General features: G+C 35.6%; 24 protein-coding genes. 11 read left to right on the forward strand and 13 right to left on the reverse strand.

Annotated elements, in window-relative coordinates:
• Nucleotides 1-204: 204 nt before the first annotated feature.
• The 13 genes from BMY66_RS10940 to dnaA all read right to left on the reverse strand — a co-directional run bounded on the left by BMY66_RS10940 (nucleotide 205) and on the right by dnaA (nucleotide 16,133).
• A complete protein-coding gene (locus tag BMY66_RS10940; protein ID WP_090395195.1) occupies nucleotides 205-1,923 on the reverse strand; it encodes a peptide ABC transporter substrate-binding protein in 1,719 nt (572 codons plus the stop codon).
• Between the two features lie 69 nt (nucleotides 1,924-1,992).
• Nucleotides 1,993-2,970 carry an ABC transporter ATP-binding protein gene (locus tag BMY66_RS10945; protein WP_033152540.1) on the reverse strand — a complete coding sequence of 326 codons (978 nt, stop codon included), beginning with the start codon at nucleotides 2,968-2,970 and terminating at the stop codon, nucleotides 1,993-1,995.
• Nucleotides 2,963-3,967 carry an ABC transporter ATP-binding protein gene (locus BMY66_RS10950; RefSeq protein WP_044939283.1) on the reverse strand — a complete coding sequence of 335 codons (1,005 nt, stop codon included), beginning with the start codon at nucleotides 3,965-3,967 and terminating at the stop codon, nucleotides 2,963-2,965. The genes BMY66_RS10945 and BMY66_RS10950 overlap by 8 nt, the downstream gene beginning before the upstream one ends.
• 12 nt (nucleotides 3,968-3,979) lie before the next feature.
• Nucleotides 3,980-5,038 (reverse strand): ABC transporter permease, encoded by a 1,059-nt coding sequence (locus BMY66_RS10955; RefSeq protein WP_044939280.1) that lies wholly within the window; start codon nucleotides 5,036-5,038, stop codon nucleotides 3,980-3,982.
• Nucleotides 5,039-5,065: 27 nt separating this feature from the next.
• Nucleotides 5,066-5,977 (reverse strand): ABC transporter permease, encoded by a 912-nt coding sequence (locus BMY66_RS10960; protein ID WP_044939277.1) that lies wholly within the window; start codon nucleotides 5,975-5,977, stop codon nucleotides 5,066-5,068.
• Between the two features lie 58 nt (nucleotides 5,978-6,035).
• On the reverse strand, nucleotides 6,036-6,590 hold the full coding sequence (locus BMY66_RS10965; protein WP_090395196.1) for a Fe-S-containing hydro-lyase: 555 nt from the start codon (nucleotides 6,588-6,590) through the stop codon (nucleotides 6,036-6,038).
• A complete protein-coding gene (locus BMY66_RS10970) occupies nucleotides 6,590-7,432 on the reverse strand; it encodes a fumarate hydratase (RefSeq protein ID WP_090395197.1) in 843 nt (280 codons plus the stop codon). The genes BMY66_RS10965 and BMY66_RS10970 overlap by 1 nt, the downstream gene beginning before the upstream one ends.
• A gap of 115 nt (nucleotides 7,433-7,547) precedes the next feature.
• Complete coding sequence (gene gyrA / locus BMY66_RS10975) at nucleotides 7,548-10,082, reverse strand: DNA gyrase subunit A (RefSeq protein ID WP_044939267.1); 2,535 nt, start codon at nucleotides 10,080-10,082, stop codon at nucleotides 7,548-7,550.
• 50 nt (nucleotides 10,083-10,132) lie between these two features.
• Nucleotides 10,133-12,061, reverse strand: a complete 1,929-nt coding sequence (gyrB, locus tag BMY66_RS10980; RefSeq protein ID WP_044939265.1) for a DNA topoisomerase (ATP-hydrolyzing) subunit B — start codon at nucleotides 12,059-12,061, stop codon at nucleotides 10,133-10,135.
• Nucleotides 12,058-13,155 (reverse strand): DNA replication/repair protein RecF, encoded by a 1,098-nt coding sequence (recF, locus tag BMY66_RS10985; RefSeq protein ID WP_090395198.1) that lies wholly within the window; start codon nucleotides 13,153-13,155, stop codon nucleotides 12,058-12,060. Before recF ends, gyrB begins: the two co-directional genes overlap by 4 nt.
• Nucleotides 13,145-13,360: a S4 domain-containing protein YaaA gene (yaaA, locus tag BMY66_RS10990; RefSeq protein ID WP_033152527.1), complete on the reverse strand. Its 216-nt coding sequence runs from the start codon at nucleotides 13,358-13,360 to the stop codon at nucleotides 13,145-13,147. The genes recF and yaaA overlap by 11 nt, the downstream gene beginning before the upstream one ends.
• The gene (gene dnaN, locus BMY66_RS10995) at nucleotides 13,360-14,475 is read right to left on the reverse strand and encodes a DNA polymerase III subunit beta (protein WP_033152526.1); all 1,116 of its coding nucleotides are present in this window, start codon (nucleotides 14,473-14,475) and stop codon (nucleotides 13,360-13,362) included. The genes yaaA and dnaN overlap by 1 nt, the downstream gene beginning before the upstream one ends.
• A 272-nt stretch (nucleotides 14,476-14,747) precedes the next feature.
• Complete coding sequence (gene dnaA, locus BMY66_RS11000; RefSeq protein ID WP_033152525.1) at nucleotides 14,748-16,133, reverse strand: chromosomal replication initiator protein DnaA; 1,386 nt, start codon at nucleotides 16,131-16,133, stop codon at nucleotides 14,748-14,750.
• 471 nt (nucleotides 16,134-16,604) lie between these two features.
• On the opposite strand from dnaA, the gene rpmH reads away from it, so the two are divergent.
• The 11 genes from rpmH to BMY66_RS11055 all read left to right on the forward strand — a co-directional run bounded on the left by rpmH (nucleotide 16,605) and on the right by BMY66_RS11055 (nucleotide 26,059).
• Nucleotides 16,605-16,739, forward strand: coding sequence for a 50S ribosomal protein L34 (gene rpmH / locus BMY66_RS11005; RefSeq protein ID WP_044939261.1), 135 nt, complete (start codon nucleotides 16,605-16,607; stop codon nucleotides 16,737-16,739).
• Nucleotides 16,740-16,787: 48 nt separating this feature from the next.
• The gene (rnpA, locus tag BMY66_RS11010) at nucleotides 16,788-17,126 is read left to right on the forward strand and encodes a ribonuclease P protein component (protein WP_044939259.1); all 339 of its coding nucleotides are present in this window, start codon (nucleotides 16,788-16,790) and stop codon (nucleotides 17,124-17,126) included.
• A gap of 20 nt (nucleotides 17,127-17,146) precedes the next feature.
• Entirely contained in the window at nucleotides 17,147-17,359 is a 213-nt protein-coding gene (gene yidD, locus BMY66_RS11015) for a membrane protein insertion efficiency factor YidD (RefSeq protein ID WP_090395199.1), read from the forward strand.
• 17 nt (nucleotides 17,360-17,376) lie between these two features.
• Complete coding sequence (locus BMY66_RS11020) at nucleotides 17,377-18,648, forward strand: YidC/Oxa1 family membrane protein insertase (protein WP_242942711.1); 1,272 nt, start codon at nucleotides 17,377-17,379, stop codon at nucleotides 18,646-18,648.
• 13 nt (nucleotides 18,649-18,661) lie between these two features.
• Nucleotides 18,662-19,291 (forward strand): RNA-binding cell elongation regulator Jag/EloR, encoded by a 630-nt coding sequence (gene jag, locus BMY66_RS11025; RefSeq protein ID WP_044939253.1) that lies wholly within the window; start codon nucleotides 18,662-18,664, stop codon nucleotides 19,289-19,291.
• 146 nt (nucleotides 19,292-19,437) lie between these two features.
• On the forward strand, nucleotides 19,438-20,808 hold the full coding sequence (gene mnmE / locus BMY66_RS11030) for a tRNA uridine-5-carboxymethylaminomethyl(34) synthesis GTPase MnmE (protein ID WP_090395200.1): 1,371 nt from the start codon (nucleotides 19,438-19,440) through the stop codon (nucleotides 20,806-20,808).
• 106 nt (nucleotides 20,809-20,914) lie between these two features.
• Nucleotides 20,915-22,801: a tRNA uridine-5-carboxymethylaminomethyl(34) synthesis enzyme MnmG gene (mnmG, locus tag BMY66_RS11035; RefSeq protein WP_090395201.1), complete on the forward strand. Its 1,887-nt coding sequence runs from the start codon at nucleotides 20,915-20,917 to the stop codon at nucleotides 22,799-22,801.
• A gap of 66 nt (nucleotides 22,802-22,867) precedes the next feature.
• Nucleotides 22,868-23,587, forward strand: a complete 720-nt coding sequence (gene rsmG / locus BMY66_RS11040) for a 16S rRNA (guanine(527)-N(7))-methyltransferase RsmG (protein ID WP_090395202.1) — start codon at nucleotides 22,868-22,870, stop codon at nucleotides 23,585-23,587.
• Nucleotides 23,588-23,623: 36 nt separating this feature from the next.
• On the forward strand, nucleotides 23,624-24,094 hold the full coding sequence (locus tag BMY66_RS11045; protein ID WP_090395203.1) for a hypothetical protein: 471 nt from the start codon (nucleotides 23,624-23,626) through the stop codon (nucleotides 24,092-24,094).
• A 301-nt stretch (nucleotides 24,095-24,395) separates the two neighbouring features.
• Nucleotides 24,396-25,166: a ParA family protein gene (locus tag BMY66_RS11050; RefSeq protein WP_033152516.1), complete on the forward strand. Its 771-nt coding sequence runs from the start codon at nucleotides 24,396-24,398 to the stop codon at nucleotides 25,164-25,166.
• A gap of 2 nt (nucleotides 25,167-25,168) precedes the next feature.
• The gene (locus BMY66_RS11055; protein WP_033152514.1) at nucleotides 25,169-26,059 is read left to right on the forward strand and encodes a ParB/RepB/Spo0J family partition protein; all 891 of its coding nucleotides are present in this window, start codon (nucleotides 25,169-25,171) and stop codon (nucleotides 26,057-26,059) included.
• Nucleotides 26,060-26,074: the final 15 nt, after the last annotated feature.

Below are 26,074 nucleotides of genomic sequence, written 5' to 3' on the forward strand. Positions count from 1 at the left end.
ATTTTGTTTCGACGCAAGTGTTATTCTACTAGAGTAATGCACCATTGTCAACAATATTTTGGGGAAATCTTCACGATTTCCCCAAAAATTTTTCACATATAGATCCTAGTTGATTTACATCAACGGGAAGGAACAGCTATTGTATATTTCCTTCGGAAATGGAGCTGTTCCGTGAATCAATCAAAATAAGCATTTATGCTTATTTTAATTGATTGTCGCATGATAGAAGTACTTCATTCCCTCTACAGTACCATATACACCATCTACATAATCCTTGATCATGTATGGATCGTTGTAGTAGTAGATAGGGATGATGCACCATGTATCCATAAGGTAATCCTCTGCCTCATGCATAAGCTCTGCACGTGCTGCAAGATCTGCCTCTGAACGGATATCAGAAATCATCTGATCATACTTAGCCCAATCAAGATCCTTGCTAGAATCCTTACCGAACTGTGGGTTGTTGTTTCCTGAAGATGTTGTGTACATTTCAAGCATGTTGATAGGATCGTTGTAATCCATGATCCAACCTTCACGAGCGAAGTCGTACTTACCAGCCTTACGTGTCTCCTGGAATACGTTCCACTCTTCCTGATCGATAGAAAGGTTGATTCCTACTGTTGCAAGGTCAGCCTGGATACACTCACCAATCTTTACGTTACCTTCTGAGTTGTTTGTAAGGTATGTTAAAGAAATATCCTGTGTAAGAGCATCTGAAGCTGTATCATATAAACCGATAGACTCAAGAAGTGACTTAGCCTCTTCTACGTTTGCTTCGTAATCTGTTGAGTAGTAATCCTTGTTCTTGAACTCACCACCGTTACCATCTGAGCATCCAGCTGGAACAAATGATGTAGCAACTTCCTGGTTGTTCTGACCTACTGTGTCAATGATGTACTGACGGTCAATTAAAAGAGCGATAGCATGACGGAATACCTTTGCCTGCTCCTCATCAAGACCAAGCTCATCATAAAGATCTGTGTTGTAGTTGAATGATGCATAGTATGTACCAAGGTTATCAAGTACTACATACTCTGAGCTTGTCTTAGCTGTTTCCATTTCCTCTACAGGAATATCATCGATGAAATCAAGATCTCCTGTTGTGTAAGCTGTGTAAGCAGCTGTTGTTTCAGCTGTAAGCATTACGTTAAGTGTTGTAACTGTTACTGAATCAGCATCCCAGTAATTTTCGTTCTTTACATATGTCATATCTGAATCATGGTTCCATGATTTAAGAACATAAGCACCGTTACATACGAAGTTGTCGCCTGCATCGTTTGCCCATGTACCAACTGGATCACCATCAGACATAGAAGCTTCTACAGCTTCCTGGTTAACTGGGAAGAAGAATGGGAATGCACATAAATCAAGGAAATATGGGCAAACTGCTCCAAGTGTTACTGTAAGAGTCTTACCATCTTCAGAAGCAACTACATCATCACCAAGACCATCTTCATATGTGAAGCTTGGGAAGATTTCACAAAGGTAGCTGTAATCAGCTGCAACCTCTGGAGAAGCTGCACGCTTCCAAGAGTAAACGAAATCTGTTGCATCAAGATCATCACCGTTAGACCACTTTAAACCATCACGCATTGTGAATGTGTATGTAAGTCCATCATCTGATACCTCATAGCTCTCTGCACAAGCTGGCTCAAGCTCGCCTGCTTCGTTGTAACGCATCAAACCTTCAAATGAGTTAACTGCAAGACATCCACCATCTACTGATGAGTTAAGAGCTGGATCAATGTGAGCTGGCTCACTAGACATCCAAATGTTAAGTGTTGTCTTATCTTCCTTTGTTGTTGCAACTGCTGGTGCTTCACCTGTAGATGAGCTCTCAGTAGATGCTGCCTTATTGCCACATGCAACCATTGAAAGTGCCATAGCAGCAACAAGTACTAATGAGACTAATTTCTTCTTCATACTATCCCTCCTATAATTTTAATCTCTTTATATTTCAATCCCTATAGGAATTAAAACCAATACCTTCTCTTATTTGTTCCAGCAAGCAACCATATGACCATTACCTCTATCTGTAAATGGAGGCATCTCACATGCACACTGCTCTGTAGCGTAGCGACATCTTGTTCTGAATGGACATCCGCTAGGCATCTTAAGAGGACTAGGAACATCGCCCTCAAGGATAATTCTCTGGCTCTTTCTAGCTGTCTCAGGATCTGGAATTGGTACTGCTGAAAGAAGTGACTGAGTATATGGATGAATTGGGTTGTCCATAAGCTCGTCTGCATCAGCAATTTCCATCATGTGACCTAAGTACATAACAGCAATTCTGTCAGAGATATGCTGAACTACTAATAAATCGTGAGCGATAAATAAGTATGATAAACCTCTTTGCTTTTGAAGGTCCTCAAACATATTTACAACCTGTGCCTGAATTGAAACATCAAGAGCTGATACAGGCTCATCACAAACGATGAATTTTGGATCTACAGCAAGGGCTCTTGCAATACCGATTCTCTGACGCTGTCCGCCTGAGAACTCGTGAGCATAACGTGTTGCATGCTCTGCGTTAAGTCCTACTGTTTCCATAAGCTCCATGATTTTGTCATGGCGTTCACCCTTTGATGTGTAAAGCTTATGCACATCAAGAGGCTCACCGATAATATCTTCTACAGTCATACGTGGGTTAAGAGAAGAGTATGGATCCTGGAATACCATCTGCATCTGCTTACGATATGGCTGCATTTTTACATCAATTTTTTTCTCGCTATCATAAAGAACATCGCCATCAAATACAATACGTCCGCTTGTTGGCTGGTAAAGACGTAGAAGAGTACGTCCTACTGTTGTCTTACCACAACCTGACTCACCTACAAGACCAAGTGTCTCACCTGGCTTGATTGTAAAAGAAATATCATCAACAGCCTTAAGAGGAACTGTTCTAAATCCATTTTTTACTGGGAAGTACTGCTTTAAGTGGCTTACTTCTAAAATATTCTCGCTACTCATTTACTACTTCCTCCTGCTTCATATTCTTAATATTCATCCAACATGATGCCATGTGTGTTTCGCCAACTCTGATTTCTTCTGGCTTTTCCTTCAAACAAATCTTCATTGCTTCGTCACAACGAGGGCAGAATGCACATCCTTCTGGCATGTTTAAAAGATTGATTGGTGTACCACCGATTGGTACTAATCTTTCTTTGCTGTTTGATTTTGTTGGAATAGAGCGGAGTAAGCCCTTTGTATATTCATGTGAAGGAGAGTAGAAGATATCATCTGCTGTACCTCTTTCACAAACACGACCACCATACATAACGATGATTTCATCACACATAGATGCGATTACACCAAGGTCATGAGTTACCATGATGATTGCCATACCAAGCTTTTTCTGAAGATCCTGCATAAGCTCAAGAATCTGTGCCTGGATTGTAACATCAAGGGCAGTAGTAGGCTCATCGGCAATAAGGATATCTGGTTCACAAGCAAGTGCCATGGCAATCATAACACGCTGTCTCATACCACCTGAAAGCTCATGTGGATACTGCTTGAGACGCTTTTCTGGCTCATTGATTCCTACAAGGCTAAGTAATTCCTTAGCTCTTTCGTTTGCCTGTTCCTTTGTTTTGTCTGTATGTAAAAGAATTGCTTCTTTTAACTGATAACCGATTGAAAATACTGGGTTAAGAGATGTCATTGGATCCTGGAAAATGATAGAAACGCATCTACCACGGAATCCTGCCATCTGCTTAGCATCCCAATCTACAATGTTTTCGCCTTTGTATAAAACCTTGCCCCCGGAAATGCTTCCGTTATCAGCAAGAATCTGCATTATAGAATATGCAGTAACTGATTTACCAGAACCAGACTCACCTACAATACCAAGAGTCTTTCCTGGCTCAAGTGTAAAATTAACTCCGTTTACAGCACTTACATCACCGTTATCTGTAGTAAAGGTAGTATGTAGATCCTGTAACTCTAATATGTACTTATAATCTTCCATCACTATCACCTCTTATCTAGATAACTTTGGATCGAATGCGTCACGAAGACCATCGCCAAGTAAGTTTAATGCAAGTACAATCAAGCAGATTGCAAATGCTGGGAACAAAAGTCTTTCTGGATATGTCATCATACCGCTTCTTGCTTCGTTAGCAAGTGAACCAAGTGATGGCATTGGAGCAGAAACACCAAGTCCTACGAATGAAAGGTAGCTCTCTGTAAAGATAGCTGATGGAATCTGAAGGGCAGTAGTAATGATAATTACTGATAAGCAGTTTGGTAAAATGTGCTTCAAAATTGTACGTGATGTAGATGTACCGATACATTTTGCAGCAAGTACGTATTCATTCTGCTTGATAGTAAGAATCTGACCTCTGATAAGGCGGGCCATACCTACCCAATATAAAAGTCCAAATACGATGAACAAAGCAATCATATTTGTTCCAAGTTTAGCAAAAATAGTTCCTTTGATAATACTTCCAAGTGTTTCGTTTAAAACTACGGCAAGAAGAATTATCAACAACATGTCTGGTAAAGAATAGATGATATCAACAATTCTCATCATAACAAGGTCAACTCGTCCACCAAGGTAACCTGAGATAGAACCATAAAGCATACCAATCATTAAAACAAGGATTGATGCAAAGATACCAACTACAAGTGAAACTCTAGCTCCGTAAATTACACGGATAAAATAATCTCTTCCAAGTGAATCTGTACCAAAGATGTGAGGGAATACGCTTTCCCCTTTTGCTATCTGCTTAAGTTCTGATGCACTGTATTCAAATGGATGTAAGTTTGCAGAACCCTTCATGATATCTGCATAACCGTAAGGAATAACAAGTGGTGCAAAAATAATAACTATGATAAGTGCTATAAGAATTCCAATAGCAAGCATTGCTAATGGATTCTTTCTAAGACGTCTCATACCATCCTTAAAGAATGTAGTAGATTCGCCCATAACATCCTGCTGTCTTTTTTCTTCGTCTGTTGCCTTTTCAAAATCCTGCATAGAAAACTTGCTAAGGTCAATCTGTGCAGAAAAAGGCGCCTTTTTAAAATTGTCCTTCATCGAATATAACTCCTTTTCAATTGATTCTTAGTCAAGCTTAATACGAGGGTCAACAATCTTATAAACAATATCTGTTATAAGGTTTGCAATTACCATTACTGTTGCAAGGAAGATGGTAGTTGCCATGATAAGTGTGTAGTCACGGTTTGTGATAGCACTTACGAACTTTGATCCAAGACCACCAAGGTTGAAGATTGCTTCTACTACCATTGATCCAGTAAGAATTCCAGCAACCATAGGTCCTACATAAGTAATAACTGGAATCAACGCATTTCTAAGACCATGAACGAAGATAACTTTTCTCGATGAAACACCCTTTGCCTTTGCTGTACGGATGTAATCCTGTCCAAGTGCATCAAGCATTGATGTCTTTGTAAGTCGAGTAATATATGCAAGTGGAGATAAACAAAGAGCAAGCACCGGTAAGAATACTAAGTTTTCTCCAGCGGAGAAGGCCTGTATTACACCAAGCTTTACACTAAATACGTAAAGCAAAATAGTTGCTACTACGAACGATGGCATGGAGGTAATTATCGTAATGAAGAAGATAATCAATCTATCCTGCCATTTATTTCTCTTAAGTGCTGCAATTGATCCGAGGATAATTCCAAAGATGATTGCGAAGAATGCTGCAATTAAACCAATCTTTGCAGAGATAGGAAAACTCTCCGCGAAAATATCTTTAATCTCACGACCGTTTTTAAGAGATACACCGAAATCACCGTGTGCCATATTTTTCATATAAATTATGTACTGCTCCCACAGAGGCTTATCCAAATTATATCTAGCCTCAAGCTGTCTAATAACAGCTTCATTGACTGCCTTTTCTTTATTGAAAGGACCGCCTGGAATAGCATTCATTGCGAAGAATGTAATCAAACTAATAATGATTACTGTAACGAATGCCAGCAAAACTCTTTTAACAACATATTTTGCCAATTTTTTATACTCCTTTTCTTGTACTACTTTATTTAAAAACCCCGCACAGTTTTTAAATCTAATTTAAAACTTGAAATTCCTTGATAGCTGTTTCGTATAGGTTGTTTCCATCAGAATCAATAACCACGATTACTGGAAAATTCTCTACATAAAGCTTTCGGATTGCTTCAGCTCCAAGGTCGTCGTAACAAATCACTTCTGAAGATTTGATACATTTTGATAGAAGAGCACCAGCTCCTCCAACAGCTGCAAAATAAACAGCTTTGTTTCTAACTATGGCATCTACAACTTCTGGATTTCTTTTGCCCTTGCCAATCATGGCCTTCATTCCAAGGTCAAGAAGCTGTGGGGCGTATTTATCCATACGGCTTGCTGTAGTAGGACCTGCCGACCCGATTGGTCTTCCTTCCCTGGCTGGGGATGGTCCCATATAGTAGATTGTAGAATTTTCAATAGGTATTGGAAGTTCTTCTCCCTTATCAAGAGCTTCTTTCATCCGCTTGTGAGCGGCGTCTCTAGCAACATATATTTCTCCTGTGATGTAGACATAATCACCTGAATGAAGTGATGTTGCTATTTTTGAAGTTATTGGAGTTTGAATTTTATGCTCCATTAAATCTCCCTTGTAATATGCCTATTTACGTGACAACAAATATTGATTGCCACTGGTAGTCCTGCAATGTGAGTTGCATATGTATTAATGTTTACTGCTAGAGCAGTAGTAGTACCACCGAGACCGCCTGGTCCAATGCCTAGATTATTAATCTTTTCAAGCATTTCGTCCTCTAGGTCTTTCACCCATGGGGTTGATGGTCTATCGTCGAAGCTTCTTGTAAGTGCTTGTTTGGCCATGAGGGCTGACTTTTCAAAAGTTCCACCTATGCCAACACCAACAACCATTGGTGGACAGGCATTTGGCCCAGCATCTTTTACCGCCGTAAGAATAGCTTCTTTAACTCCCTCGATTCCATCAGCTGGCTTCAGCATGAAAACTCTACTCATGTTTTCAGAACCAAATCCTTTTGGTGCCAATGTAATCTTTAATTTGTCCCCAGCTACATAATCATAATGGATTACTGCAGGTGTATTATCTTTTGTATTGATTCTTTCAATTGGATCTGAAACTACTGACTTTCTAAGGTATCCCTCTGTGTAACCTTTTCTAACGCCTTCGTTTATAGCATCTGTTAAAAGTCCACCGTCGATATGAACTTCCTGACCAATCTCCACAAAAAATACTGCCATTCCAGTATCCTGACAAATAGGAATCTGTTCCTTATCTGCTATATCAAGATTTTCTTGAAGCTGGTTTAAAATTTTCTTTCCAAGCTCAGATTTTTCAGTGTTAACAGAATTTTTTAATCGTGAATTCATATCATCAGATAGATAATGATTTGCTTGAATACACATTTCACTAACGATGTTAACAATATCTGCTGTTTTAATGTCCTTCATCACTATATCCTGTTAATGCTTTAATTTATCGTCACTTTAAATGAGTAAAGCAATAAGTTTTAAATAAAAAGGGCTGCTATTTTTAAAATAACAGCCCCATTGCTATTACACACTTTTATGATTCGGTTGTTGAACCTTCATTTAATTCTTCAACCTCTTCCGCAAGTATTGTATCACTTTTTCTAACTTTTGCAATACTAATTAACTTAGTATTTTCTTTTAAGTCGATTAATTTTACACCTGATGTAATTCTGCTAAGTAGAGCAGTACCAGCAACATTGATTCTGATGATTGTACCTGCATCATTAATGAGCATTACTTCATCATCTTTTTCTACTGCCTTTGCTCCGATAAGGTTACCAGTCTTTTCTGTAATCTTGTAACACTTAACACCCTTACCACCACGGTGGATTGTGTTGAACTCAGTCATAAGAGTACATTTACCAAGACCATTTTCTGATACAGTCATAAGACTTTCACCCTGAGAAATAAGCTGCATTCCGATAATCATATCATCTGCAGCAAGGTTCATACCGATAACACCCATTGTTGCACGACCTGTTGGACGAACCTCTGTCTCGCTAAAGCGTATTGCCTGACCATATTTTGTAACCATAATTACATCTTCATCGCCATCTGTAAGCTTAACCTCAATAAGCATATCATCATCACGAAGTGTAATTGCTGTAAGACCATTCTTTCGAATATTCTCGTATTCAGTTATCTTTGTCTTCTTAACAAATCCATCTGCAGTTGCCATGAATAAGTATTTATCTTCGCTGTAATCCTCAACAGGAATCATAGCAGTTACCTTTTCATCTGGCTGAAGCTGAAGGATATTAACTACTGCAATACCTCGGCTTGTTCTGCTGCTTTCTGGAATCTCGTATGCTTTGATTCTGTATACTCGACCCTTATTTGTGAAGAAGAGGAGATAGTCATGGGATGACATCATAAGCATTTCAACAACGTAATCGTCATCAATTGTATCCATTCCCTTGATTCCCTTACCACCTCTATGCTGAGTCTTGAAGTTATCCTCATTCATACGCTTGATATATCCAAGCTTTGTGAATGTAACAACTGTATTAGTAACAGGAATCATATCCTCCATATTGATATCGTACTCATCAAATCCGATTGATGTACGTCTATCATCGCCATATTTATCAGCGATTTCTGTAATTTCAGTTTTGATTACTGAAAGAAGTACCTTTTCATCTGAAAGAATAGCTTTCAATTTTCCGATTAATACCTGTAATTCATTGTATTCCTGCTGAATCTTGTCTCGCTCCAAACCTGTAAGAGCACGAAGACGCATATCAACAATGGCCTGAGCCTGAGCATCTGAAAGACCAAAGCGCTCCATCAATGTAGCCTTTGCTGTTGCTACATCAGCTGAACTACGGATAATCTGAATTACTTCATCGATATTATCAAGGGCAATAAGTAATCCCTCTAATATGTGAGCACGTTCCTCAGCTTTGTTGAGCTCGTACTTTGTACGACGAGTAACAACATCCTTCTGATGATTAAGGTAATGTACAAGCATTTCCTTAAGGCTAAGAATCTTTGGCTGATTATCAACAAGTGCAAGCATGATAACACCGAAAGTATCCTGAAGCTGAGTGTGCTTATAAAGCTGATTTAAAATGATGTTTGGATTTACATCACGTCTAAGCTCGATACAGATTCTCATACCTTCACGAGATGACTCATCACGAAGATCTGTGATTCCGTCGATTCTCTTATCTTTGTGAAGCTCTGCAATCTTTTCAATAAGACGAGCTTTATTAACCATGTATGGAAGCTCAGTAACAACAATTCTGTTTTTACCGTTGTCCATTGGTTCGATTTCTGAAACGGCACGAACTCTGATTTTAGCACGACCTGTACGGTATGCTTCTTCAATTCCAGCCTTTCCAAGAATTACACCACCTGTAGGGAAATCTGGTCCCTTTACAATATCAAGAAGCTCATCGATTTCTGTATCTCTATCTTCCTCGATTTGGTTGTCGATGATTTTATTAACAGCACCAATTACTTCACGAAGATTGTGTGGTGGAATGTTTGTAGCCATACCAACGGCGATACCAGTTGTACCATTAACAAGTAGGTTAGGGTAGCGGGCTGGAAGAACTGTTGGCTCTTTTTCAGTCTCATCAAAGTTTGGCATGAAGTCTACGCCATCCATGTCAATATCTTTACCAAGGGTGAACTTTTCATCCTTGTAGTTGATACCAAACATTGTCATGGAAATCTTTGAGAGACGGGCCTCAGTGTATCGCATGGCAGCGGCGCCATCGCCATCCACAGAACCGAAGTTACCATGGCCATCTACCAGTGGATAACGTGTGTTCCATTCCTGTGCCATGTTGACAAGTGCGCCATAAATAGAACTATCACCATGAGGGTGATACTTACCCATTGTATCACCGACAATACGAGCACATTTTCTGTGTGGCTTGTCGGGACCATTATTAAGCTCAATCATAGAGAAGAGAACTCTACGCTGAACTGGTTTTAAACCATCTCGTACATCTGGAAGAGCACGTGAGGCAATTACACTCATGGCATAATCGATGTATGAGGTTTCCATTGTTTGTTTCAGATCAACATCATGAATATTATCAAAAATTTTGTCGTCCATATTTTTCCTTCGTCTTTGCTATCGGGGCTTGCCCCGAAAATTTTTTACGATTAGATATCTAAGTTCTGTACGTATTTAGCGTTAGCCTCGATGAATTCACGTCTTGGCTCAACCTTGTCACCCATAAGAGTAGAGAATGTAACATTGATTTCAGAAGCATCTTCATCATCAATAACTACACGCTTAAGAATTCTCTTTTCAGGATCCATTGTTGTTTCCCAAAGCTGCTCTGCATCCATCTCACCAAGTCCTTTGTATCGCTGGATTTTGTTTGAGCTGTCACGGCCAACTTCTGTAAGAATCTGATTTAATTCTTCATCAGAATATGCATACCAAACCTTTTTGTTTTTCTCCAACTTGTAAAGTGGAGGAGTAGCAAGATATACATAGCCCTGCTTAATAAGCTCTGGCATAAATCTGTAAAGGAATGTAAGCATAAGTGTTGCAATGTGAGCACCATCAACATCGGCATCAGTCATGATAATGATTTTGTGATAACGAAGCTTTGAAATATCAAAGTCTTCGTGAATACCAGTACCGAATGCTGTAATCATTGCCTTGATTTCGGCATTGCTGTAAATTCTATCTTCACGAGCTTTTTCTACGTTAAGAATTTTTCCACGAAGTGGCAAAATAGCCTGTGTTGCACGGCTACGGGCTGTCTTTGCTGAACCTCCAGCGGAATCACCCTCTACAATAAAGATTTCGCAGTTCTTTGGATCCTTGTCTGAGCAATCTGCAAGCTTTCCAGGAAGTGACATTCCTTCAAGAGCTGTTTTTCTACGAGTAAGATCACGAGCCTTTCTAGCTGCTTCTCTTGCTCGCTGCGCAAGCAGCGATTTTTCGCAGATATTTTTAGCAATTGTAGGATTCTGCTCAAGGAACCATGTAAGCTGCTCTGATACGATTGCATCAACAGCTCCACGAGCTTCTGAGTTTCCAAGCTTTTGCTTTGTCTGACCTTCAAACTGAGGCTCTTCAATCTTGATAGAAATAATAGCTGTAAGACCTTCTCTAATATCATCACCATCAAGCTGTGGATCAGAATCCTTTAAAATCTTGTAATCTCTAGCATATTTATTAAATACTTTTGTAAGAGCACCTCTGAAACCAGTAAGATGTGTACCACCTTCTGGAGTTACGATGTTATTTACATAACTGTAGGCCTGATCCTGATATCCATCATTGTGCTGCATAGCAACCTCAACATAGATATTGTCCTTTGTACCTTCGCAATAAATAACCTCATCGTAAAGTGCTTCATTTCCACGGTTGATATACTGAACAAATTCCTTGATACCACCTTCGTAGTGGAAGCTCTCTTCGTGTGGCTCATCACCTCTTGTATCTGTAAGAGTGATTCTGAGTCCCTTTGTAAGGAACGCAGTCTCACGAAGTCTAACTTTAAGTGTTTTATAATCAAAAATTGTTGTTTCAAAAATTGTATCATCTGGAAGGAATGTTACTTTTGTTCCAGTCTCTTCAACAGGACATGTACCAATTTCTTTAAGAGGATACATTGTCTTTCCACGCTCATATCTCTGCTTAAAGATTTTTCCTTCACGCTTGATTTCTACTTCAACCCAATTTGAAAGGGCATTAACAACTGAAGCACCTACACCGTGAAGTCCACCTGATACCTTGTATCCGCCACCGCCGAACTTTCCTCCGGCATGAAGCACGGTAAATACAACCTCTACCGCAGGGATACCTGCCTTACTATTAATTCCTGTAGGAATTCCTCGGCCATCATCGACTACTGTAATCGAATTGTCAGGATTAATTGTTACTTGAATATGAGTACAAAATCCAGCAAGTGCTTCATCTACAGCATTATCAACTATCTCATATACTAAATGATGAAGACCTCTTTCAGATGTAGATCCGATATACATACCAGGACGCTTACGAACTGCTTCAAGTCCTTCCAAAATCTGTATTTGGTCTGCACCGTACTCCTGATTTACTTCCTTACTCACCTGTGTTCCTCCGTTATTAATTCTATAGAACCATTTGTTACTTTATAAACTGTGTTTAGCATAAATCTATTTTTTACAAATTCATCAAGACCTGTACAGGTAATGATAGTTTGTGTATCAATTAAATTATCAAGCAAATCACTTTGACGATTTTTATCAAGCTCTGATAATACATCATCTAAAAGTAATATTGGTTTATCATTTATTGTATTTTCAACTAATTTTATTTCTGAAAGCTTTAGCGAGAGAGCGCAGGTACGCTGCTGGCCTTGGCTTCCATATTTTCTAATATCAATTCCATCAACAGTAATTTTGATATCGTCCCTATGAGGACCAACAGAAGTTTGGCAAAACCTCATATCTTTTTCTTTGTTTTTTACTAATTCATCAAGGAAAAATATATCCTCAATATTTGGATCATAGGTTACTTCTATGTTTTCCTTGCCAGAAGTAATCTTTGAGTGGATATCTTTGACAATAATGTTGATATCATTAATAAATTGCTGACGTCTTGTGATTATCTTTTTACCATAGGATATAAGTTGTTCATCCCATAAGCTTAAAGTTTCTTTTAATTCAGGCTTATAAATCATCTCTTTAAGAAGAGCATTTCTTTGATTTAGAGCTTTGTTATAATTTGTTAAATCTGAAAGGTAGATTTTATCAATTTGGCAAAGCTCAGCATCCATAAATTTTCTTCTTTCTGAAGGACCATTTTTTATGATATTTAAGTCCTCAGGAGAGAAGAAAATAATATTTATAAGTCCAAATAATTCGGCTGCTTTTTTTATTGGAACCCTATTAATAGCAATTCCTTTTGATTTGTTTTTCTTAAGGTGAATATCGATTTGATATTCCCTTTCATTTTTTACAACAATTGTTTTGATATGACTTTCATCAGTATCAAACTTTATTATTTCTTTGTCACGACTTCCCTTATGGGATTTTGTTGTGCCACTTAAATAAGCAGCCTCTAATATATTTGTTTTACCTTGAGCATTATCTCCATAAAGAATAGTAGTATGATCATCAAAATTTATATTAAGTGATTCATAATTTCTAAAATTCTTAAGTTCAATGGATTTAATTATCATTAGTAACTGTTACGCTTTCTCCATTAAATTCAACAACATCGCCAGGATAAATTTTCTTGCCTCGACGAGTTTCTACTTCGCCATTATATTTTACAAGACCTTCCTCAATAACTTCCTTTGCCATTGCACCTGATTCAACAAGATTTGCAAGCTTAAGAAGCTGGCCAAGTTTTATAAATTCATCTCTAATTTGAATAGTTTCCATTAGTTTGCTCCTGGATTATTAAAGTTTACAGGAAGAACGATGTAAATAAATGAACCATTGTCATCCTTGATGAAACATGGGCTCTTTGCATTTAACATGTAAAGATTTATTTCTTCATCGTCAATTACCTTAAGGGCATCGATAACAAACTTTGGATTAAATCCAATCATGATATCTTTTCCCTCTTTTACAATATCAATATCTTCGTTCATTGATCCAATGAATGATGAAATTGAAAGTGACATTGTGTTGTTTGTTGCATTTACAATAATTGGCTTCTTGTCACCTTCGTTAACAAGAATAGTTGCTCTATCAATACAATCAAAGAATTCTCTTTTATTGATTTTGATTTTTGTTTCATAATCAGCTGAAAGCATCTGCTCAATTTTGAAGTATTCTCCTTCAATAATACGAGATACAACAGTAGTCTGATCAAATTCAAAAATGATGTGGTTATCAGTAACAAAAATATTTACTTCATCATCGATACCACCATCAATGATTTTAACGATTTCATTAAGTGTCTTCTTTGGAACTACAACCTTTACATCAGGTGCATCGTTCTTTAATTCTACGTTTCTAATTGAAACTCTATGACCATCAAGTGCTACAACTTTAAGCTTATTATCTTTAATTTCAATAAGCTCACCAGTCATCATTTTATTATTATCATTATCAGCAACTGAGAAGATTGTCTGTCTGATGATATCTCTTAATGTAAGCTGTGATAAAACGATTGGCTGATTTCTAGGAATTACAGGAATATAAGAAAAGTCTTCTCCAGATTTTCCTACAATATCAAATTTAGCTTTTTCACATGTGATAGATGTTTTAAATGAAGAATCTGTTTCTATAGTAACTTCATTTTCAGGAAGCTTTCTTACAATCTCAGAAAACTTTTTAGCATCAAGAGCAATGATACCTCTTTCTAAAATGTTTCCATTAACAATAGTTTCAATTCCTATTTCCATATCATTAGCAGTGAGTTTGATTTCACCAGATGAAGCATCAATAAGAATACATTCAAGTATTGCCATTGTAGTTCTGGTTGGCACTGCCTTTGATACAATATTTACTCCTTTAACAAGGTCAGCTTTTTGACAAGTAATTTTCATTTGATACGCTCCCTTTCTTAAACATAAAAAATAAATAATTTTATTCTAAGTATTATTCTTATAGGTTGTTGATTTGTATATAACTGTGAAACACCAGTATTTATACGTAAAACATGAATTAATAACTCATGAAAAACTGTGAATTAAGTATTGATAATTTATGGATAAATTGTGAATAAAAAGTGTCTAAATTTTCAAATATTAACCGTTATGTGATGTAATAAACATGGTTTTAACAATTTATCCAAAGGGTTATCAACAAGTTATTAACATTAATTAGGATTAATCTTTTTCTTAATTGTTTCTACAAGGTTTCTTGTATTTTCATCTTTATCAATTTCATCCTCGATTTTATTAGCACCGTGAATGATTGTTGAATGATCTCTTCCTCCAAGAAGAAGACCAATTGCTTGTAAAGATGAATCTGTCATTGTGTTACATAAATACATGGCAATTTGTCTAGGTCTAACTACTGAACTAGAGCGGTTTTTAGATGCCATTTGATCAACTGTAATATTAAAATGCTCAGCAACAACTTCTATTATAAGCTGCGGAGTAATTTCTCTTGAAACATTAGGAGAGATGAAGTTTTGTAATTCTCTCTCTGCTATATCCATAGTAATATCAATCTTTTCAAGTCTTGAGAAAGCAATAAGCTTATTAAGAGCTCCTTCGATTTCTCTAATGTTTGATTGAATATTTTCTGCAATATATTTTCTGATTGATTCATCAAGATTAAAGTTCTTTTCTTCAATCTTTTTATTAAGAATGGCCATACGTGTTTCATAATCTGGATATCCAATATCTGCCATAAGACCCATATCGAATCTTGATTTGAAACGATCATCTAATGTCTCCATATCCTTTGGAGGTTTATCAGATGAAATAACAATTTGTTTACCCATTGCATGTAAAGCATTGAATGTATGGAAAAATTCTTCCTGTGTAGATTCTTTTCCTATAATAAACTGAATATCATCTACCATTAAAACATCTACTGTACGATATTTATCGCGGAAGCGTTGCATAGCAGTAGCATTATTGTTTGTTCTAAGGTTTTCAATAACCTCGTTAGTAAATTCTTCTGATGTTACATATAATATGTGAGTGTTTGGATTTTGATTTTCGATGTAATTACCAATAGCTTGCATTAAGTGAGTTTTACCAAGACCTGGTCCACCGTAGATATATAGTGGGTTGTAAAATTCTCCTGGTGATTCAGCAACTGCAAGAGCTGCAGTTTGAGCAAATCTATTATTTCTACCAACGACAAAATTATCAAAAGTAAACTTAGGATTAATAGTAGAATTTCCCATTCTTTTTTCTTCAAAAGAAGGTGTTTCTTCTATTTTAATGTGTTCAATATTTTTTTCTTTTTTGATTTGGTTTGCATTGTCTTGAGATATAACTAAGATGTCATCATATTGAATTCCAGTAAGTTCTGCGATTGTGATACGAAGTGGAGTAGTAAACTTTCTGGTTACATAACCAAGTGTCATACTGTTTTGATCACCGTTATAGATGATGTATAATTTGTTATCTTCTATTTGAAATAATTCTAGAGGTTTAAGCCAAGAATCATAAGAAACATCAGTGACTTTATACTCATTTTTTAAGTAGTCTAGGATTTCATCCCATTTTTTAACAAGTTCTTCCATATAATTTCCCTTTTATCCACATTTAAACTATTTTATATTCTACCCTAAATACGGCTTTTATTCAATAATTAGTGTAAAAACGTGTAGGGGGTAGTTTAAAGGCTAAAATGGCTTATTTTTTGAATTTGAGCGTTTAAAATTGATATTGTGAGTTATCCACAGTCATAGAAGAGAGTTTTCCACAATTTTAGCCTTTAAATTTCACATATTTTTATGTTTTTTGTGGAAAAATGTTAATTATTACTATTTTATCCACATGGTTATCCACAGCTTGTAGATAAATAAAATATTTTTTTTAACGATTTTCCACTATATTTAGTATTGTTTATTTTAGATTTCATTTATATCTTGTGTTTTTTAGTTATCCACATTCTTTCATTATTATAATAATGCTTTTTATTATTGACTTTATGGGCTTTTCCTTATATAATTTCAACTGATGTTTTCTCATAAAGAGGAGGTGGATATATTATGAAGATGACATATCAACCAAAAAAGAGACAGAGATCCAAAGTTCATGGATTTAGATCTAGAATGAGCACAGCAGGCGGACGTAAGGTTCTTGCTTCAAGACGTGCAAAAGGAAGAAAGAAATTATCAGCTTAGGCCACAGACCATGTGGTCTTTCTTTCTATTTTAAGGAAAATTTTTGTTATGGAATTTAGTGAATCTCTAAAAAAGAATAAAGACTTCACAACTGTATACAGAAGAGGTGTGTCTAAAGCTAATCGACAGCTTGTAATGTATATCTACCATAATAATACAGATCGAAATCGAATTGGAATTTCTGTTAGTAAAAAGGTTGGAAATTCAGTAGTACGACATCATTTGACGAGACTGATAAGAGAAAGTTATAGACTTAATGAAGAGATGTTCAATAGTGGTTTGGACATTGTAGTCGTTGCAAGAGAAGCCAGTGCATCTGCAACTTTTGATGAAATACAAAAATCTTTACTTCATCTTGCAAATCTTCACAGGGTAACTCGAAAATAAATGGAATCGTCGTTTCTATTATGTTGAAGAAGATATTTATATATTTAATTAAGTTTTATCAAAAATATATTTCTCCAATGAAAACCACCAAATGTCCTTATTATCCAACATGCTCTTGCTACGGCCTTGAGGCAGTTCAAAAGTATGGAGCTATAAAAGGCGGTGGATTAGCTCTTTGGAGAATTATCAGATGTAATCCTTTTTCTCATGGTGGATTTGATCCGGTTCCATAGTAACTGGAGGTTTTACATTGAGCGATTTATTTCTTACCGCTTACGGTGGATCTATCCTTGGACCTATTGCTAAGGTTTTAGGATGGATTATGGATAAGATTTATGTTTTTCTCGCTGGTTTAGGTGTTGAAAACATAGCTCTTACAATCCTTGTTTTTACTATTCTTATTTATGTTTGTATGTTTCCTATTACATACAAGCAGCAAAAGTTTGCAGTACTTACTCGTAAGATGCAGCCTGAGATGAAGGCTATTCAGGATAAGTACAAAGGTTCTAGAGACCAGGCAACTATGCAAAAGCAGCAGGAAGAGACACAGGCTTTATATGATAAGTACGGCATTTCACCTACTGGTAGCTGTGTTTACATGTTGATTCAGATGCCTATTCTTTTTGCACTTTATAGAGTTTTCTATAATGTACCTGCTTATATTGGTTCTGTTAAGAATATTTTTACAGAATTAGTTAACGGTATTGTTGCTACTGATGGTTTTGCTACTACAATGCAGACTATTTACGATGAATCTGGAATCAGATTACAGCAGACACCTGAATTTGCATCTGCAGATCCTGATGCTGTTTCTAACTTTATCGTTGATGTTTTGTATAAGCTTCCTGCTTCAGGATGGGCTGAGGTCACTGACAAGTTCCCAAGCTTATCTTCATCAATCGATTCTGTTGTTGCAAAGCTTGAGCAAATCAACTATTTATTCATTTTAAATATTTCTGATACACCACTTAACCTTGTTAAGACTGGTTGGGCTGGAAAAGATTTTGGATTAATCATTGCAGCTTTAATGATTCCACTTCTTTCATATCTTTCACAGCTTGCTACAATTAAGCTTATGCCTACAAACACTGAAGGTCAGTCTGATCAGATGGCACAGCAGATGAAGACAATGAATCTTATGATGCCTTTAATGTCACTTTTCATTGGTTTCACTGTTCCTGTTGGTCTTGTATTCTACTGGATCGTCGGTGGTGTAGTTCGTATTACACAGCAGTACTTCTTAAATAAGCATTTTGAGAAGATTGATCTTGAAAGTATTATTGAAAAGAATAAAGATAAAGCAGCTGCAAAGGCTGAAAAGCGTGGTATTCGTCAGGCTCAGATTTACGAAGCAGCTCGCATGTCTACAAAGTCTTCTTCTATGGCTGACAAGGCAAACCTTGTAAAAAATAATGAAGAAGCTCTTAATGCAGCTAACGAGTTAAGAGCAAAAGCTAATGCTAATTCTCTTGCTGCAAAAGCAAATCTTGTGAAAGATTTCAATGAACAAAATAATAAGTAAGGGGGCAATAATCTTGGAATTCAAAGAATTTACAGGTAAAACTGTTGATGATGCACTTACTAATGCTACTGTTAGTTTAGGTGTTACATCTGATCAGATTAAATACGAAGTTATTGAAGAGGGAAGTACAGGTTTCCTTGGAATCGGTTCAAAGGATGCAATTATTAAAGTTGTAATTTCTGCAGATGAAGATCCAAAGGAAGTTGCTAAGGAATTCCTTGATGGAGTTTTTGAAGCAATGCAGCTTGAAGTTAATATTTCAATGTCATTTGATGAAGAAGATAAAACTCTTTCAATTGATTTAGCTGGTCCAGAGATGGGTGTTTTAATTGGTAAGCGTGGACAGACACTTGATTCACTTCAGTATCTTACAAACCTTGCAGTTAATCGTTCATCAGAAAATTATACTAGAGTAAAAATCGATACAGAAGATTACAGACGTCGTAGAAAAGAAACTCTTGAAAATCTTGCAAGAAATATGGCAAGCAAAGTTAAGAGAACAAAGAAGTCAGTTACTCTTGAAGCTATGAATCCTTATGAGAGACGCATTATTCATTCTGCTCTTCAAAACGATAATAATGTTACTACTCATTCAGAGGGCGAAGAGCCATATCGTTATGTAGTTATTACTCTTAAGAAATAATTTTTGATTTTTTTAGGGTTAGTCTTTTAAATTGGACTAACCCTTCTCTTTGTTTTTAAAAGAATCTAGATAAATATCATTTTAAATAGTATTTTATAATTAAGTGTTATTTAAAATCATATTTATAATTTTTATGGAGGTTTGATTTGTACCAGTCAGATACTATTGCAGCAATCGCTACATCTATGAATAGTTCTGGAATAGGAATAATCCGCGTTAGTGGAGAAGATTCTATTTCTATAGTAGATACTATTTTTCGTGGTAAGAATAAATTAAAAGATTGCGATAGTCATACAATTCAATATGGTCATATTTATTCTGGTGATGAGATAGTAGATGAAGTACTAGTACTTATCATGAAAGCTCCTCGTAGTTATACTACTGAGGATGTTGTTGAAATAGATTGTCATGGTGGCATTTTAGTTCTTAAAAAAGTTTTATCTCTTTTAGTTAAAGCTGGAGCACGTATTGCTGAACCAGGTGAGTTTACAAAGAGAGCATTTCTTAATGGAAGAATAGATTTATCAGAAGCAGAATCTATTATGGATTTGATTTCTTCAAATTCAGAGCTTGCTATGAAAAATTCTATTAAGCAGCTATCTGGATCATTAAATAAAATCATTGTTGATTTACGCGATAAGATTTTATATGAAACTGCTTTTATTGAGTCTGCATTAGATGACCCAGAACATTATGATTTAACAGGATACCCAGAACAACTTAAAGAAAAGGTTGAAGGAATTATTGATACTGTTGATGGATTAATAGATTCATTTAATTCTGGTCATATTTTAAAAGAGGGAATCAATACTCTTATTCTTGGAAAACCAAATGCAGGAAAATCTTCTTTGCTCAATACTTTATCAAGAAGAGAGAGAGCAATTGTTACAGATATTCCTGGCACCACACGTGATACTTTGGAAGAGCAGATTACTATCAATGGTGTTAGTTTAAATATCATTGATACAGCTGGTATTCGTGAGACAGATGATGTCGTAGAAAAAATTGGTGTTGATAAAGCTATCGATTCTATTGATGATGCAGATTTAATTTTATTTGTATTGGACTCTTCAAGACCGCTTGATGAAAATGATGAGTTCATTATCAATAAGATTTTGGATAAAAAAGTTATTATATTACTAAATAAATCTGACCTATCTACGGTAATCAGCGAGGAAGAAATATACAATAAATATAATAAATGCGTTATTTCATTCTCGTCAGTAAGCCTTGATGGACTTAAGACTCTTGAATCTACTATTACTGATATGTTCTTTAGTGGTGAGGTTCGCAGTGATGATACTTTATACATTACAAACTCTCGTCAGGCTGCTTGTCTTTCTAATGCAAAGAGTAGTTTAGAAAATGTACTTACAAGTATCGATAATATGATGCCAGAAGATTTCTTTTCTATTGATTTGATGGATGCCTATAGTTATTTAGGTGAAATTACTGGTGAAACAATAGATGATGATTTAGCTAATAAAATTTTCTCAGAATTTTGTATGGGAAAATAATTATTAAAATCGAGCTATGCGATGATTTTAATAATTACAAAACTGCCCATCGCCAAAGGCGATTATAATTGGCAGTTTTTCATTATTTTATGTAAGGAGTAATAAAATGTCTGTAGTTGAAGAATCCTATGATGTAGTTGTTATAGGTGCAGGTCATGCTGGTTGTGAAGCAGCTCTTGCATCTGCTCGAATGGGATTAAATACAATTTGTTTTACTGTAAGCATGGATTCAGTTGCTTTAATGCCATGCAATCCTAATATTGGTGGTAGTTCAAAAGGTCATCTTGTCAGAGAGTTGGATGCACTTGGTGGTCAGATGGGTATCAATATTGATCATACTTTTATTCAATCAAAGATGCTCAATTCTTCTAAGGGACCTGCAGTACATTCACTTAGAGCTCAGGCTGATAAAAGTGCTTATTCACTTCGAATGAGAAAGACAATGCAAGATACAGATAATCTTACACTTAGACAAGCTGAAGTTACCGAATTAATTATGGATGGCAAAAAGGTTGCAGGTGTTAAGACTTTATCTGGAGCAATTTATCATGCGAGAGCAGTAGTAATATGTACAGGTACATATCTTAGAGCTAGATGTTTATACGGAGATGTAATTGAACATACTGGCCCTAACGGTTTAAAGGCAGCTAACCATTTAACTCAGTCATTATTGAATAATAATGTAGAAATGAACCGCTTTAAAACTGGTACTCCGGCAAGAGTTGATAGTCGTTCTATTGATTATTCTAAGATGGAAATCCAGCTTGGTGATAATCCTGTAGTTCCTTTTTCATTTAGTACCAATAGAGAAGATGTTCAGATTGAACAGGTTCCATGTTATCTTACTTATACTAACGAAAAGACTCATGAAATTATTAGAGCTAATCTTGATAGATCACCAATGTATTCTGGTGTAATCGAAGGAACTGGTCCAAGATACTGTCCAAGTATTGAAGATAAGGTAGTTCGTTTTGCCGATAAGAATAGACATCAATTATTTGTTGAGCCAGAGGGACTTAATACTAATGAGATGTATATTGGTGGTATGAGTTCATCAATGCCAGAGGATGTTCAGTACGTTATGTACCATACAGTTCCTGGTCTTGAAAATTGTAAAATTGTTCGTAACGCATATGCGATAGAGTATGATTGTATTAAAGCTACTCAGCTAAAAGCATCACTTGAGTTTAAGGATATTGATGGTCTTTTTGCTGCTGGTCAGTTTAATGGAAGTAGCGGATACGAGGAGGCTGCAGCTCAGGGATTAGTTGCAGGTATTAATGCAGCGTTAAAATTACTTGGAAAAGAGCCAATGATTCTTGATAGATCAAATTCGTATATTGGCGTTCTTATAGACGACCTTGTTACTAAGGAAACTAAAGAGCCATATCGTATGATGACATCAAGAGCAGAGTATAGACTTCTACTTAGGCAAGATAATGCAGATTTACGCCTCTCTAAAATCGGTTACGAGGTAGGTTTATTACCTAAAAATCGCTATGATCATGTGGTAGAAAAAGAGCGTCAAATCGAAGAAGAGGTTGCTCGAGTTAAAGAAATTAATATTGGTGCTAGAAAAGAAGTTCAAACTCTACTTGAATCATATGGAAGTATTCCTCTTTCAAATGGTATTAAGCTAGTAGATTTGATTAGACGTCCAGAACTTGATTATGATAAGCTTGCTCCTATTGATCCAGATAGACCAGAGCTATCTGATGAGGTAAGAGAAGAAGTTAATATTTACATTAAGTATGAAGGATATCTTACTAGACAGGCTAAGCAAGTTGCTCAGTTTAAAAAGCTTGAGTCAAAGATGATTCCTTCAGATATCGATTATGATGATGTTTCTAGTTTACGAATTGAAGCTCGTCAAAAACTTACAAAACTTAGACCAGCTAACATTGGACAGGCATCAAGAATCTCTGGTGTTAGTCCTGCAGATATCTCAGTACTTTTAGTTTATTTGGAAACTTATAAGAGTAAAGAAAAATAATCGGTCTGTTTTAAGGGTACTTCTATATACCCTCAAAACAATACAATTTTTTATTATAGGAGATTTATGAGTAGAGATTATTCATATTTGAAGAATACAATTATTGATTGGAATCTTACTTTAGATGACAAGCAAATAAATCAGTTAGATTTATTCTATGAGATGTTAGTTGAAAAAAATAAGGTAATGAATCTTACTGCTATTACAGAGTTTGATGAAGTTATTGTAAAGCATTTTGCAGATAGTTTATCTATAGGTAAAGTTATGCCATCAAACATTAATACAGTATGTGACCTTGGAACAGGAGCAGGTTTCCCAGGTATACCTATGGCTATAGCTTATCCTAATATTCAATTTACATTGATTGATTCTCTAAATAAAAGAATCAAATTTCTTCAGGAAGTAGTAGATGCATTAGGATTAAGGAATGTTACTCTTATTCATGCAAGAGCAGAAGAGGCTGGTAGAAATAAACTATACAGAGAAAAGTTTGATTTAGTTGTTTCCAGAGCTGTTGCAAATATTAGTACTTTATCGGAGTACTGTTTACCTTTGGTAAAACTTAATGGATATTTTATTAGTTTTAAATCAGGTGATATAAAAGAAGAGGTATCTTTATCTGGAAATGCTATTCAAAAATTAGGTGGCTCTATGGAAGAACTTGTATATTTTTCTCTACCTGATACTGATATTAGTAGATCATTTATTATTATTGATAAGAAAAAATCTACACCTAAGGCTTATCCTAGAAAAGCTGGTACTCCTAGTAAGGAACCTTTAAAGTAATATTTTCACATGAAACATTAATATGGGGGATGGTTTATGGTAAATGACTTCCTAAAAAAATATCAGGAAGAACTTATTTCTGAAAAAATACAACTAAAAGAAGATATGGATTTATTAGAAACTAAGATAAAAGAAGAAAAAAAGTTTCTTAATGTATTAGAAGAATCTAATGAATCTTATTTTGTTGAGTTTACTCCTAGAGATATTAATGCCAAAAATAATGAAAAGGCAGCAGAAATACGTCAAATTCTTTCTGAGTTAGAATCACAAATGAGTAATAAAACTAAGCAAATGAAGTTTTATGATAGCAGATTAGTAGAACTTAATGCTTTGATAAACAATACTGCTGTTATAAATAGACCATCTGATACTAATAACAATCAAACTACTATTAATGATAGTATTGATGATAGTTTTAAAAATCAGCTTGTATCTATTAAAGATATTATAGTTTTGGACCCTTATAGAGCAAAAATTGAATTAGAAAAATTAATTTCTACACTATAAAATAGTTACCAAAACTAAATATAGAAAATGTTTCACGTGAAACATTTTCTATTTATTAGCATTATAAACACAAAATATAGTATAAGGATTTTTGAATCAACTTCTATATATTGCTATTTTTAACAATAATGTTTCACGTGAAACATTTCTAAAGCGGATATAATTAATCAATATCTAGTAAATAAACATCCATATATCGCAAACTAAAACAGAAATTCTTGGTAGAATTGAATATATTGGAATGATATAATTTTACTGTTCACAAATTTAAATACTAAACTATAAAAGAGGGAGACAATAAATGAAGAGAGTAATTGCAATAGCCAACCAGAAGGGTGGAGTTGGTAAAACTACTACAAGTATTAACCTTTCAGCATGTTTAGCTGAAGCAGGAAAAAAGGTTCTTGTTATAGACACTGATCCACAGGGAAATGCAACAAGTGGACTTGGTCTTGATAAGGATGAATGTGAGAATACTGTTTATGATTTAGTTCTTGATCAATGTAGTATTAAAGAATGTATGTATAAGGTGGAAAATATTCCAAACCTTACTATTATTCCTTCAAATGTAGACTTGGCCGGAGCGGAGATTGAGCTTCTTGGTATTAATGAAAAGGAATATATTCTTAGAAATGCAGTTGACTATGTAAAGGATGACTTCGATTATGTAATCATTGATTGTCCACCATCTTTGAATATGTTAACTATTAATGCTATGACAACAGCTGACTCAGTACTTGTACCAATTCAGTGTGAGTATTACGCACTTGAAGGTATTAGCCAGTTGATTCACACAATCGATCTTGTACAGCAGAGACTTAATTCAAAGCTTAAGATTGATGGCGTTGTATTTACAATGTACGATAAGAGAACAAATCTTTCTTCTGATGTTGTTGATACAGTTAAGAATAATCTTAATGCAACAGTATATCAGACAATCATTCCTAGAAATGTAAGACTTGCTGAAGCTCCATCTCATGGACTTCCAATTAATTTATATGATGAGAAGTCTGCTGGTGCAGAAAGCTATCGTAATCTTGCAAAAGAAATCATTGGAAGAAAGGATTTATAATTATGGCAGCTAAAAAGGGAGGATTAGGTAAGGGACTTGATTCCCTTATTGTTAATAAGAACGAGGGTGTAGTAGTAGCAAACCCAGAGCAGCACGGTGCACCTGTTGAAGTAGAAATTGATAAGGTTGAGCCAAATAAACTACAGCCTAGAAAAAACTTTGATGAAGATAAGTTACAAGATTTAGCAGAAAATATTAAAATACATGGAATCATCAATCCACTTCTTGTTCAGGACAGAGGTTCATATTATGAGTTAATCGGTGGCGAGCGTAGATGGAGAGCTGCTAGAATTGCTGGTCTTAAGAAAGTACCAGTAATCATTATGAATCTTAGCGAGCAGGAATTCGTAGAGATTTCTCTCATTGATAATATTCAGCGTGAGCAGTTAAACCCAATTGAAGAAGCCATGGCTTTTGCTAGACTTATTGATGAGTTTAAGCTTAAGCAGGATGAAGTAGCAGAGCGAGTTTCAAAGAGTCGTACTACAATTACAAATGCTCTTAGATTATTAAAGCTTGATAAGCGTGTTCAGGATATGATTGTAGATGATAAGCTTACTACAGGTCATGCTAGAGCAATGCTTGCAATTACTGATTTAGATAAGCAGTATGAATTCGCTGAGAGAGCATTCGATGAGAAGATGTCAGTTCGTGATGTAGAGCGCGAGGTTAAGAAGCTCTTAAACGACAAGGCTGATAAAAAATCTAAGGCTGCTGGTCTTGATCCACAGCTTGCTGCAGTTTACCAGCAGACTCAGGAAAAGCTTAAGGGTGTACTTGGCACAAAAGTATTTATAAATGCAAAAGATAATAAATCAGGAAAGCTTGAGATTGAATATTATTCGCAGGATGAGCTTAACAGAATCGTAGATTTGCTTGAATCTATAAAATAAACATATGTTCGATTG

This window comes from Pseudobutyrivibrio sp. C4 (assembly GCF_900111635.1).
GTDB lineage: Bacteria > Bacillota > Clostridia > Lachnospirales > Lachnospiraceae > Pseudobutyrivibrio > Pseudobutyrivibrio ruminis.